At 30.4% G+C, this 13181-nt stretch carries 13 protein-coding genes, 2 tRNA genes and 2 riboswitches; of the genes, 1 reads left to right on the forward strand and 14 read right to left on the reverse strand.

Annotated features, from left to right (window positions below; translation table 11 throughout):
• Nucleotides 1–26: 26 nt before the first annotated feature.
• From ACVHXK_RS02310 to ACVHXK_RS02365, 12 genes are all read right to left on the reverse strand, one after another.
• The gene (locus ACVHXK_RS02310) at nucleotides 27–1229 is read right to left on the reverse strand and encodes a dihydroorotase (protein ID WP_461204736.1); all 1203 of its coding nucleotides are present in this window, start codon (nucleotides 1227–1229) and stop codon (nucleotides 27–29) included.
• The gene (locus tag ACVHXK_RS02315; protein WP_461204737.1) at nucleotides 1229–1669 is read right to left on the reverse strand and encodes an aspartate carbamoyltransferase regulatory subunit; all 441 of its coding nucleotides are present in this window, start codon (nucleotides 1667–1669) and stop codon (nucleotides 1229–1231) included. Before ACVHXK_RS02315 ends, ACVHXK_RS02310 begins: the two co-directional genes overlap by 1 nt.
• Entirely contained in the window at nucleotides 1670–2593 is a 924-nt protein-coding gene (gene pyrB, locus ACVHXK_RS02320) for an aspartate carbamoyltransferase (RefSeq protein ID WP_461204738.1), read from the reverse strand. It lies immediately after the preceding gene.
• A gap of 288 nt (nucleotides 2594–2881) precedes the next feature.
• Complete coding sequence (locus tag ACVHXK_RS02325) at nucleotides 2882–3814, reverse strand: ABC transporter permease (RefSeq protein ID WP_461204739.1); 933 nt, start codon at nucleotides 3812–3814, stop codon at nucleotides 2882–2884.
• Complete coding sequence (locus ACVHXK_RS02330; protein WP_461204740.1) at nucleotides 3815–4885, reverse strand: ABC transporter permease; 1071 nt, start codon at nucleotides 4883–4885, stop codon at nucleotides 3815–3817.
• Nucleotides 4886–6409: an ABC transporter ATP-binding protein gene (locus ACVHXK_RS02335; protein WP_461204741.1), complete on the reverse strand. Its 1524-nt coding sequence runs from the start codon at nucleotides 6407–6409 to the stop codon at nucleotides 4886–4888.
• Between the two features lie 103 nt (nucleotides 6410–6512).
• Nucleotides 6513–7667, reverse strand: coding sequence for a BMP family ABC transporter substrate-binding protein (locus ACVHXK_RS02340; protein ID WP_461204742.1), 1155 nt, complete (start codon nucleotides 7665–7667; stop codon nucleotides 6513–6515).
• Nucleotides 7668–7722: 55 nt separating this feature from the next.
• Nucleotides 7723–8295: a xanthine phosphoribosyltransferase gene (locus ACVHXK_RS02345; protein WP_461204743.1), complete on the reverse strand. Its 573-nt coding sequence runs from the start codon at nucleotides 8293–8295 to the stop codon at nucleotides 7723–7725.
• A 203-nt stretch (nucleotides 8296–8498) separates the two neighbouring features.
• Nucleotides 8499–8600: riboswitch (purine riboswitch) on the reverse strand.
• A gap of 106 nt (nucleotides 8601–8706) precedes the next feature.
• Complete coding sequence (locus ACVHXK_RS02350; RefSeq protein ID WP_461204744.1) at nucleotides 8707–8844, reverse strand: hypothetical protein; 138 nt, start codon at nucleotides 8842–8844, stop codon at nucleotides 8707–8709.
• A gap of 357 nt (nucleotides 8845–9201) precedes the next feature.
• Nucleotides 9202–10509, reverse strand: coding sequence for a phosphomethylpyrimidine synthase ThiC (thiC, locus tag ACVHXK_RS02355; protein WP_461204745.1), 1308 nt, complete (start codon nucleotides 10507–10509; stop codon nucleotides 9202–9204).
• Between the two features lie 99 nt (nucleotides 10510–10608).
• A riboswitch (TPP riboswitch) is annotated at nucleotides 10609–10720 on the reverse strand.
• Nucleotides 10721–10820: 100 nt separating this feature from the next.
• Nucleotides 10821–12020, reverse strand: a complete 1200-nt coding sequence (locus ACVHXK_RS02360) for a DUF2812 domain-containing protein (protein WP_461204746.1) — start codon at nucleotides 12018–12020, stop codon at nucleotides 10821–10823.
• Nucleotides 12013–12345 (reverse strand): PadR family transcriptional regulator, encoded by a 333-nt coding sequence (locus ACVHXK_RS02365; RefSeq protein ID WP_461204747.1) that lies wholly within the window; start codon nucleotides 12343–12345, stop codon nucleotides 12013–12015. The genes ACVHXK_RS02360 and ACVHXK_RS02365 overlap by 8 nt, the downstream gene beginning before the upstream one ends.
• A 204-nt stretch (nucleotides 12346–12549) precedes the next feature.
• Here ACVHXK_RS02365 and ACVHXK_RS02370 point away from each other — a divergent pair, with 204 nt between their 5' ends.
• Complete coding sequence (locus ACVHXK_RS02370) at nucleotides 12550–12750, forward strand: hypothetical protein (RefSeq protein WP_461204748.1); 201 nt, start codon at nucleotides 12550–12552, stop codon at nucleotides 12748–12750.
• A 99-nt stretch (nucleotides 12751–12849) separates the two neighbouring features.
• Here ACVHXK_RS02370 and ACVHXK_RS02375 read toward each other — a convergent pair.
• Both ACVHXK_RS02375 and ACVHXK_RS02380 read right to left on the reverse strand, forming a co-directional pair.
• Nucleotides 12850–12926 (reverse strand) — tRNA-Arg (locus ACVHXK_RS02375).
• A 179-nt stretch (nucleotides 12927–13105) separates the two neighbouring features.
• Nucleotides 13106–13179, reverse strand: a tRNA-Gly gene (locus tag ACVHXK_RS02380).
• Nucleotides 13180–13181: the final 2 nt, after the last annotated feature.

Below are 13181 nucleotides of genomic sequence, written 5' to 3' on the forward strand. Positions count from 1 at the left end.
TAATTGCAAATTATTTTTATATAAAGTTACTGTTTTCTATAAACAATTTGACCTTTTCTTAAAGTCATAATCACTTCTCCAAAAACTTCTGTTCCATTAAATGGAGTGTTTTTGCCTTTTGATGCAAAGTTTTCGCTATTTATCATGCTCTGTTTATCTAAATCAACTAAAACTAAATCTGCTTCAAATCCTTTTTCAATAAGTCCTTTATTAACTTCCATAAGTCTCGCTGGATTGTATGACATTAACTGAGATAACTTATTTAAAGTGATAAAACTATTTTTGACTAAAGCTGTATAGCATAATTGAAAAGATGTCTCTATTCCTGATATCCCTGGAGAACCTTTTAATTTATCTTCGTTGGAATGAGGTGCATGGTCTGTAGCTATAACGTCTACCACATCATCTTTAATAGCTTTTCTAATAAATTCAACATCTTCTTTATCTCTTATAGGTGGATTTACTCTATAACTTCTATCCACTTCTTCAATTAAATGGTGTGGCATTACTTCGCACGTGACTTTTGCACCAGCTTTTTTTGCATTAATAATTGCTTCCATTGAATCTTTTGTACTAACATGTGCCATATGTAATTTACATCCGATTTTTTTAGCTAAATATACATCTCTTATTGTCATCAAATCTTCCGATATTTTAGTATCTATCGGCACAAAATCATGAAATTCTGCATGAGAAATTATAGTTAAATCTTTTTCTTTAGCCAATTCCATAGCTTTATACATAACTAAATTATCCTCAGTACCTTTTCCATCATCAGAAATAAATTTAACCTTTTTATCGATGTTCAGTAAATGATCACTACATTTACCATCAAAGTCTTTTGTTATAGACACACATTGATGAATATCTATTAAACCAACTTTTCTATTCTTATTATAAATTTCTTCTAAAACTTCATTGGATGAACAAACTGGCTTTGTATTTGCCATTAAATTAGCAAATGTATACCCACCCTTAACTGCAGCTTTAGAACCACTTTCCAAATCTTCTTTATATTCATATCCTGGTTCTCTAAAGTGGGCATGCATATCGATAAATGAAGGCATTAAAACTTTCCCTTTACCATCTAATACTTCACAATCTTTATTTTTAGCATACTCGTGCTCACCTTCTATAACTTCTTTGATTATTCCATTCTCTATATAAACACATCCTAGAAAATCAATGAAACTATCAACAACTCTAACATTTTCAATCAGTAAATTCATTATATCTCCCCCTCAGAGTTAAATTCATAAAGGGCATCACAATATACACATCTGTATTTTTTTTCTTCTCTATCTCCTAAGTAAAATTTATGTTCAATATTATTCTCAGTGGTAGTTATACATCTTGGATTTTTACATTTTAGAATATTTGTAACTTCTTCTGGTAATTTCAGTTTTATTTTATCTACGATTTTTTCATTTTCAATCTTATTTATTGTTATATTAGAATCTATTAAACCTAAAATCTCAAGATTTAAATCAATTTTATTTTCTATTTTAATGATATCTTTTTTCTTTAGCTTTCCTGAGCAAGCATTAATAATTAAAGCAACAGGATAATCCACCTTCTTTAATCCTAAATAATTGAATATTTCAATACCCTTTCCTTCTGTTATATGGTCTATTACTAGCCCATTTTTAATACTATCTATATTTAACATTTATTCCACCCCCAAAGTTTTCATAATAAGAGCCATTCTTGCATACATACCGTATTTTACTTGCTTAAAATAAACTGCCCTTGGGTCCTTATCAACTTCCCCTGCTATTTCGTTAACTCTTGGTAATGGATGTAAAATAATCATATCTTCCTTTGCATCTTTTAATATTTTATTAGTCAAAATATATTTATCTTTTAACCTCACATAATCTTCTTCATTAAAAAATCTTTCTCTTTGTACTCTAGTCATATAAAGGATATCGCCATCTTTAATTGCTTCTTCAAGACTTGATAATTCTTTAAACTCAATATTCTTTTTTCGAAGAACTTCATTTTTTATATAATCTGGAATTTTTAATTCTTGTGGTGAAACAAGAAGGAATTTATTATCAGGATATCTTGATAGAGCTTTTATAAGGGAATGTACTGTCCTTCCAAATTTTAAATCTCCACAAAGAACAATAGTATGATTTGAAAAACTTTTTTTTGTTTGACGAATTGTAAGTAAATCTGTAAGAGTTTGAGTTGGATGATGATGTCCACCATCACCTGCATTAATTACAGGTATTTCTGAATACATTGATGCCGCTAAGGCTGAACCTTCTTTAGGATGTCTAATAGCTGCAATATCAGCATAACACCCTACAGTTCTTATGGTATCTCCTAATGATTCTCCCTTTTTAGCTGAACTAGAATTGGCATCAGAGAATCCAAGTACCTGTCCACCAAGCCTAAGCATCGCTGCTTCAAAACTAAGTCTAGTCCTTGTACTAGGTTCATAGAATAATGTCGCTAACAATTTACCTCTACACACATCAGAAAATTCTTCCGGTGCTTCAATTATTTCTTCTGCTAGGGAGAATATTTCTTCCATCTCTTCTATTGAAAAATTCATTGGATCAATAAGACTTCTTCCTTTTAACATAATTATCACTCCTTCTTAGTCTCTCTGTACTATCTTAAAGGCAATTTTTAATTCAATGTACAATTCACAATTGTAGGTGATTTTCTTCCCTGTGGTCAGAAAATCTTTAATTAACTATAAATAAAAATACCTTCTCTGATGAGAAGGTATAAAAATAGCGTAGTCATATTCAATGCATGAATATTATCAGTTATCATTTCCTTCTCAGTCTCTCTGGACTAAGTTAAAGGTAGTATTTAATTTACTTATCAATGATAATACCACATGAAAATTTATATGTCAAACTTATTATCTCTCTTCTCTAAAATATGCCTCACCCAAAGAAGCAGGTCCTGCATTTTTACTTTTATTAATAGATGCCATAACTAAAATCACTATAGTAACTAAGTAAGGAAGCATGTCAATAAAATACAAAGATACATACTCAGTAATTACAGTAAATCTAAATGCAACTATCCCTAAAGCACCAAATAAATAAGCTCCAAAAAGTGCTTTATATGGATTCCATGCCGCAAATATTACTAAAGCAACTGCTATCCATCCTCGACCTGCTGTTACATTCTCTTGCCATGATGGAATATAAACTAAAGATAAATATGCTCCTCCTAGCCCGCACAGAGCCCCGCCTAACAGTACATGCACATACTTATATAACATTACATCTATACTTGCTGCATCTGCACATTTAGGATTTTCTCCAACAGACCTTAGATTAAGCCCTTTTCTAGTATTATAAAAATATATGCCTATTATTATAGCTAATAAATACCCAAGATATACAAATATATTTTGGCTAAAAAATACATTACCTAAAAACGGTATTTTTGATAAACCTGGTATAGGCAATGTTCTAAAAAACGTTTTTAGAGTTTCAGGTACAACTTCTCCCATTAGAGATTTTCCCATTAGCGAAGAAAAACCTGTACCAAATATAGTTAATGTAAGTCCTGTAACAACTTGATTTGCTCTCAAGCTAATTGTTAAAAACCCGTATATTAAAGCACCCGCAGCACCTGCAAAAGCGGCTCCTAAAAGAGCTAATATTGGACTTCCTGTTTTTAGTCCTACTATAAATCCAATAACGGCACCCATGAGCATCATTCCTTCAACGCCAAGATTCAAAAGTCCTGCCTTTTCAGTTAAAATCTCACCTAGGGTAGCAAAAAGTATAGGAGTACCCGCTACAATGGCTGCAGCCAAAAAACCTACAAATAAATTCATTTAGTTTGCCTCCTTATTTTTATTTTCTTTTTCAAAGACAACCTTATATCTAATAAAGAAATCACTACCAAGTACAAAGAATAATATCATACCTTGAAGAACTGCCGCCGCCGCCTCTGGGATTCCAAAAGCAGTTTGTATATATGCTCCACCTTGAAGTAAGGCTGCAAAAAGTACAGATACTATTAAAATGATAGGTGCTGATAAAGAACCAAGCCAAGCAACAATAATTGCTGTAAAACCAACCCCTCCTGAAACTTCAACCGAAAGGGTACTACTAACACCTGACGCCTGAATCATTCCAACCAAACCACATAATCCACCACTTATTAAAATTGCAGTTATCATAGTTTTTCTAACATTTATTCCTGCATATTGAGCTGTTTTCACACTTTCACCTAACACACTTATTTCATAACCTTTTTTCGTATAATTCATAAATATATACATTACTACAACCAAAATCAAAGCTATTATCCATCCAATATGAATATTAAAAACTTTTGGTAATACTGCATTACTATCAAAATTAGCTATTTTAGGAAAGCCTAAAGATGCAGGGTCTTTCCATTTTTCATATTGTAAATAAGTTATCCACTTCAAAGCTATATAGTTCATCATTAACGTTACAATAGTTTCATTAGTTCCCCATTTAGACTTTAATACAGCCGGAATTAAAGCCCAAATACCGCCTGCTAACATTCCAAAGATAGCCATTAATATTAAAACAACAGGCTTAGGTAAATATGAAAAATTCAAAGCTATGAAGGCAGCTCCAAATGCACCCATCAATATTTGACCTTCCCCACCTATATTCCAAAATTTCATTTTAAACGCAACACCAATCCCTAGTGATGTTATAAGCAAAGGAATTGCTATAATAATTGTTCTTCTTATTTTCGATGTAGACCCAAAAGCTCCTTTGATCATAGACCTATAAACTTCAATAGGATTAAAATCTAAAGCAATAATAAAAAGAGAAGTTACTAAGATAGCCAGAATAATCGCTATTGTCGTAATTATTAGAGATTGAATTCTTGTAGTGTCTCCTTTTTTAACTATTCTAATCATCTATTTGTCCTCCTTTGATAAGTCTTTACCAACCATAAGTAAACCTATTTCTTCTTTAGTTATGTGATTTCCGTCTACTATTCCAGTAATTTCACCATTATAAATAACTGCAATTCTATCACATAATTCTATTAAAACATCCAAATCTTCTGCAATATAAATAACAGAATTGCCCTTTTCTTTTTCTATATTTACTAAATCATATATTGTATGACACGTATTAACGTCCAATCCTCTTACAGGATAAGCCATTATTAGCAACTTAGGATATAAACTTAATTCTCTTCCTAAAAGTATCTTTTGAATATTTCCACCAGACAAATACTTTATTGGATAATGCACATTGGGTGTTTTTATTTCTAATTTTTCAACCATTTCTTCTGCTTTCTTTACAACAGGTTTTCTATTAATAAATATACCCTTTTGCTTTTGATACTCTTTTAGCAGAACATTATCCACCATGTCCATAGATGCAACTAATCCCATACCTAATCTATCTTCAGGGATAAAACTCATACTAATTCCTTTAGTAATTATTTCTCTTGGAGTTTTACCCACTATATTTTCGCCATCAAAATTAATTTCGCCACGCCTAACCTTCTGAATTCCAGCTATTGCTTCACATAATTCTTTCTGTCCACTTCCTGCAATACCTGCAATCCCAAGAATTTCACCTTTTCTTACATTTATATTTACATCTTTTAACTTTTCAACTTTCTCTTCATCAACAACTCTTAAATTTTTAATCTCAAGGAGATTTTCTTCCCCTTCTCTAGCCGTCCTTTTTATAGATAAATCTACAGATTTTCCAACCATTAAATCTGTTAATTCTTTAGGATTTGTATCTTTCTTATCAAGAGTTTTAATAGACTCTCCTTTTCTAAGTACAGTAACCTTATCTGCAACTTTCATAACTTCATCCATTTTATGAGAAATAAATATTATTGCACAGCCTTCATTTTTCATCCTATTCATTATATTAAATAATTTAATGCTCTCTTGAGGAGTAAAAACTGTTGTTGGTTCGTCAAGAATTAAAATATTAGCTCCTCTATATAAAACTTTCAATATCTCCAAATTCTGTTTTTCCCCAACTGACATATCATGTACGTATTTATTCAAATCAACATTAAGTTCTAATCTATTAATAATTTCTTCAATTTCACTCTTTGCAGATTTTTTATTTATAAAAATTTTTCCTTTTTGCCCAATCAAAATATTCTCTAAAGCTGTCATAGCATCTACAAGTTTAAAATGTTGATATATCATCCCTATACCTGATTTTATTGCATCTTTAGGTGATGAAAATTTAACCTCTTTACCATGGATATACATAGCACCACCATCAGGAGAATAAACACCTGAAAGCATATTCATCAAAGTACTTTTACCTGCTCCATTTTCTCCAAGTAAGGCATGGATTTCCCCACCATTTATAGTTAAATTCACATTATTATTCGCAACTACTTTTCCAAATTTTTTTGTAAGCTTCTCTATTCTGATAAAAGGAGCTTTCTTTTCCATCTCATCACCTATCCCTAATTATTTTGACACAAAAATAAAATAAACATAACTTTGCCCAAAAGGGCAAAGTTAATATTTATTAATATTGCTTTATTTTTTTATATTATTCTTGAATTGTTCCCTTAACACCTTGAACAAACCAATCCATATTCAATAATTCTTCGTCAGTAAGTTCTACACCGTCTTCAACTTTAATTTCTCCATTTTGATCTTTTAATGGTCCTACAAAAATTTTGTTCCCATCTAAAATTTCTTGAAGTGCAGCATCAACTTTTTCTTGTGTTCCTTCTGGAGCATTATCTGTAATAGGGGTTACAATTACTATACTATCTTCATCATCTGTCATGTCAAGCCAATCACTTCCAGTTTCCCAAGTTCCATCAATTACTTTTTGAACTTGATCAACTAAATATGGACCCCAGTTCCAAATTACACCTGTTACATATGCATTAGGAGCTGCACTTTCCATATCACTATCACAACCTATTGAATAAATACCTGCCTCTTCTGCTGCTTGTTGAGGTCCTGTAGTATCTTGATGCTGAGCAATAAGACCAGCGCCATTAGCTATCAAAGCTTCTGCAGCTGATTTTTCTAATGCTGGGTCATACCAAGTATGAGTCCATGATACTTCAACTTCAATATCAGGATTAATTGTTTGAGCACCTAAAGTAAATGCATTTATTCCTCTGATAACTTCTGGAATTTCATAAGCACCAACATATCCTATTTTATCATTTTCACAAGTCAAAGCAGCTGCTATACCAGCTAAATATCTTCCTTGATACATTTTTCCAAAATAATTTGACATATTATCAGACATTTTATATCCTGAACAATGCATAAATATTACATCTGGATAATCTTGAGCTGATAATTCCATTCCATCCATGAATCCAAAACTTGTACCAACTATAACATTTGCACCTTCATCAATCATGTTTTCTATGACACTTTGTACTTCTGCTTGATCTTCTGCAACACTTTCTTTATACATTGTTTCTACACCTAATTTTTCTTCAAGGTATAATCTACCTTGATCATGTGCATAAGTGTAACCACCATCACCTATTGGTCCAACATATAAGAAACCAACTTTTACATCTTTCATTTCATCTGTTGCATTTGCAGAATCTTCTGTAGCATTATTTTCCTCATTGTTTGCCGCCGCATTGTTATCAGTATTTGCACCACAACCTGTTAGTAAAGTACCAAACACCATAACCATTGCAAGTATTAACGCTGTTATTTTTTTCATTATTAATCCTCCCTAAAACTAATATATATTTTTTTAATATTTGTAAACTATTTTATTATTTAAAAACTATTTTATTATTATTCATTGATTTTATTATGGCTAAGGATTCTAGTTTAATACCTTGCTTCTCAATATCACTTCTTGCATTTTGAAAAGCTTTCTCTATAGCTATTCCTACACCAACAATCTCTGCTCCTGCTTGTCTTACTATACTAACAAGTCCTTCAACTGCTTTCCCATTTGCTAGAAAATCATCGATTATCAAAACTTTATCTCCCTCATTTAAATAATCTTTTGAAACCCTTACATCATAGCTTGTTTTTTTAGTAAAAGAATATACTTCTGCCCTATATGTATCACTTGACAGATTAGTAGCAGAATATTTCTTTGCAAAGACTACTGGAATATAGTCAAAATGTATAGATGTAATTGCTGCTATTCCAATACCAGATGCTTCTATAGTTAATATCTTGGTAACCTCAGTATCTTTAAACCTATTTTTAAATTCCCTTCCCATTTCATCAAAAAGTTTTGTGTCTATTTGATGATTAAGGAATTTATCTACCTTCAAAACATTTCCATCAAATACTTTTCCATCATTGATTATTTTATCTTTCAGTAATTGCATAATTATCTCCTTCTTGCTTCCTACTCCAAATTTCTAGAAAATCATATACTGTCGTCAATTCCATAATATTTATTACACAAAAAAATAAGCTCCTTTTTACAGGAGCTTATAAATCTCTTATTTTAATTACTTGTATAATTACCATATATTCAAATATAATTTATATTCAATATATAAATAACCTCTACAAACATAATATCTTCTAGAGCTTCACAAACACCCGTAGTCCGACTATTTGTGGTAGCCTGGTAGAAACGTTTAGTCCATATCACTAAACCTATACGAGTTAACGAACATTATTTTATTTTAGCGATTTAACATTCGCTACGTATATATATTATACTATCTCATTAGAAAAATCAATAACTTTTTTTAGATATATTATTATTTTCGTCAAATTAAATACTTAATCTAATTATACTTCTTTAATTTCAATAGATTTGGTTTATCTAATTTCTCATTGTCTTTTTTATATACTTTCTTTGCTCTTAGCAAAACAAAAATCATATTAAAAGACACTATACTTAAAATCACTATTATAAATCTCATTATTTCCTCCTTAGTAAAGCAAAGTACCACCCTAGTAAAACAATAAAAATTTTATTATACTTATTATTAGCATTTTTATGAGTATCTAGTCATTGTTTTACTAATATTTAATAAAGCTTGAAATATTAGTATTCTAGCCATTTGTAACTTTGCTGCATATTCATTCTATATTATTTTAGATAATAAAACAACTAAAATATCAATAGGTAATATCTCCTAAATAACCATTTACGCATCATTTTGATATTTCCGCTATATATATATTTATATTTATACATAAATAAAAAATTAGCATCTCTAATGCTAATTTTTTATTTATGTATACTTTTTTTAATTAATAATAATAAATCAAATATATTATTTTCTAAGAATATTTACATCTTCTCCATTCAATATTTTATTCATGCTTCTTACAGCACACATTTTCCCGCACATTGAACATGTTTTTTCATCTTCAAGTTTTACATCTTTTCTATAACGTTTTGCTTTATCAGGATCAATAGCAAGCTCATACATCTTTTCCCAATCAAGTTGTTGTCTTGCATGACTCATTTCATTATCTACTTTTCGTGCTTTTGGAAGCTTTTTAGCTATATCACCTGCGTGAGCTGCTATTTTAGAAGCTATTATTCCTTCTTTCATATCCTCTACATCTGGTAACCTCAAATGTTCTGCCGGTGTAACGTAACATAAGAAATCAGCTCCATTAGCTGCTGCAATCGCCCCACCTATAGCCCCTGTAATATGATCATATCCTGGTGCTATATCTGTTACTAAAGGTCCAAGCACATAAAAGGGTGCTCCATGACATAATTTCTTTTCAAGTAACATATTAGCCTGAATTTCATCTAACGACATATGCCCAGGTCCTTCTATTATTACTTGTACATTTTTTTCCCAAGCTCTTTTAGTAAGTTCTCCTAAAACTATAAGTTCTTTAATTTGACTAGCATCTGTTGAATCTGCAATTGACCCTGGTCTACACGCGTCTCCAAGAGAAAGAGTAATATCGTATTTCGCACAAATATCTAATAATTCATCGAAATGTTCGTAGAATGGATTCTCTTTCTTATTAAGTTGCATCCAAGCAAACATAAGCGACCCTCCACGAGAGACAATATTCATCAATCTAGGATTTCTAAGAAATGTATCTGCTGTTTCTCTATTTAATCCCGCATGTATAGTTACAAAATCAACACCATCTCTACCATGCTTTTCTACAACATCTAAAAACTCTTCAGCCTTAATATCCTTAAGTTCCTTATCGTAAAATCCTAAAGCATCGTATACAGGAACTGTACCAATCATTGCTTGTGACCTATGTATAAGTTCTTTTCTGAACTTTTCAGTTTTACCATAATTACTTAAATCCATTATAGCTTCTGCTTTCATTTCTATAGCTACTCTAACTTTTTCAAGCTCCATTTCTACATCATTACAATCTTTTGATATACCTAAATTTACATTAATTTTTGTTCTTAGTCCTTCTCCTACTCCTTCTGGACATAAACTTTTATGGTTTTTATTTGCAGGAATTACAACCTTCCCTTTAGCTATTAAGCTAACAAGTTTTTCTATTTCCATATTCTCTTTTTTTGCTACAACCTTCATTTCTTCAGTTATAATATTCTTTTTTGCAGCATCCATTTGTGTTGTGTAATTCATATAAACCCTCCTAGAAATTTTTATTTACTTTTTGCAGGAGATCATAAAAGGTATAAGAACTTCTTCAAATAAAAAAAGATAGTCTTATAGGACCATCTTTAACATTCAAAGTTGCTTCCCTCCGCCGGCATTACCCGGATCAGGTACAATTAGAGTCTAAGAATTTAATTCTTAATCTCAGCTGGACACACCAGCTCCCCTAGCAAAAAATATTCATTTTTCATAATAATAACATATATATGCATATAATTCAATCTGAAAACTTATAAATAATTAGAACTAATGATTATGTTTAACAAATTTACTTTATTCTACTGCTTTTTAACTCGAAAATAATATAATATTGATTTTATTGTAAAAGTGCCAAATTCTATTATTAATATTGATTGTATCAAAGGTGTTAACCAAAACCTCTGTGGTCTTAATGACACATCCCAATTCATATACAATCGTATATAAGATATAATCATCGATATAGAAATCAAAATCATAGGAATATAACATATTGACATCATCATTGCCATTTTTCTAGCTTGTTTTATTCTCTCTTTTTTTGTACTATATAAAACAGGCTTTTCTTCTCCATCATCATATTCTTTTGCCCATAAAGTCCATTTTGTAAGATTAAATGGAGATGTAAAGAACACATTCCACCCAGTTTGTCTATGAATTTCATAATAATCATCATTTGTCCTATTTTGATAGTCAGCTACATAACTAATTTTTCTTATTTCGCCCTTTTCAAAATAAAAACTATTCCCTATTTTATTAATTTCAATAAGATTAAATCCTTGTTTCTCCATATTTTCTAACCATTTTTCCAACTTATCAGGTGAATATTGCCATCCCAATCTTATTTTCCTTATTATCTTACCTTTTTTATCATCTTTTTTTCTTCTTTCTACATCCTTGATTGTTTTAAGAAAACTATGAGATGTAGAAGCATTATTTATGACGTTTTCTGATACTAATTTTTTATTATCTCTTAATAGTTTTATAAATGTAAAAACACAGAAAAACAATACACCTAAAAATATAAACTCACCTATTCTTTCTCCATTAGAAGTATAAACTTCTACATCTTTATCATTAAACAATGGAATAGTATAAAGTCCAAGTACTATATAAGTAGGTAATTGTATCATTGCAAATATAGTTAAAATTGCACCTGTTATATTCATAATAGTTTTATTTCTTTTAAGTATTCCTTCTCTTGAAGAATAAAAAGAAATTTGCCACTCTTCATTTTCATTAACTAGAAAAACCCAGTGTCTGTTAAAGGTAACTTCTTTCCAACAATTATTCTCTAATCTTAAAGATAGACTCTCTCTTTTTTTTGAATAAGCAATCCTATATATACATTTTTTAGGTGTACCTACTTTAAACTTAAAAATCCTCAAGTTAAAATCTACTTTTTCCAAATGGTATCCCCTACTAGACATTTCAGATAACCATTGTTCTGTCTTTTGAATATCATAACTCCAAAACAACCTAAAACAATTTTTATTCATTGAACTTGCCTCCTAATTTAATAGCATTATTATGCAATTCTTCTATTCTCTTTATTTCTAAATCTATAAGTTCTCTGCCTAATTTAGTAGTTTCATAAACTGTTTTTCTTTCTTGATTTGAATAAACCTCTACTATACCATCCTTTTTCATCTTCGTAAGTGTTCCATATATAGTCCCAGAACCCAACACTATTCGGCCTTCTGTTATCTCTTCAACAAAACGAATAATACCATATCCATGCCTAGGCTCGTATAGTGATAACAAAATATAATAGGCTGTTTCACTCATAGGTAAATATTTTTTTATAATCTTATCTCTATTCAACAAGTCACCTCCTATGTCATGTCGTGACATATCATAGCTATACTATATCACGTTGTGACATATAGGTCAACAATTTAATTCATAGATTTCAAATTATATTATTTTTATATACTATAATTTTCCACTTCACAGAAAGCTTTATCCCCTTTATCATTAAAGTGTCATAAAATTGTTTTAATTAATTACCGAGTGGAAGATAATAAAATGTTTGACTTAATAGAGAAAATATATGTAGAAATGCAGTCTGGATTTAGAAAAGTAGATGAAAGAATTAACAAAGTTGATGAAAGACTTGATAAAATTGAAAATACTGTAGTAAAAATCGAAAATGAACACGGTGAAAAGCTGCAAGCTTTATTCGATGGTTATAAGCAAAATACAGATAACTATCAAAAATACAATTAGAAGATCAAAACATGAAGAAGTGATTTTGAGAAGAATAAAATAAATTCTTTTTAATATCTATAAAAAAAGCCTTGCAAATGACTATTTGCAAGGCTTTTTTGGCGCACCCAGAGGGATTTGAACCCCCGACCCCCGGATTCGAAGTCCGTAACTCTATCCAGCTGAGCTATGAGTGCTTATTATTCAAATGCACAATGTACAATTTACAATGCACAATTAATGATGATTTTGCTGCGCAAAATCTTTAATTGAAAATAATAAAAATAAAAAAAATCACACCTTAGTTTTCCTCTTGGAAGGATTACCTCCAGATTTTACTTTATAGTCTGATTAACTTTATATCTATTAAATTAAATGGAGCGGGTGAAGAGAATCGAACTCTCGTGGCTAGCTTGGAAGGCTAGAGCTTTACCATTAAGCAACACCCGCAT

The organism is Clostridium sp. DL1XJH146 (assembly GCF_054819755.1).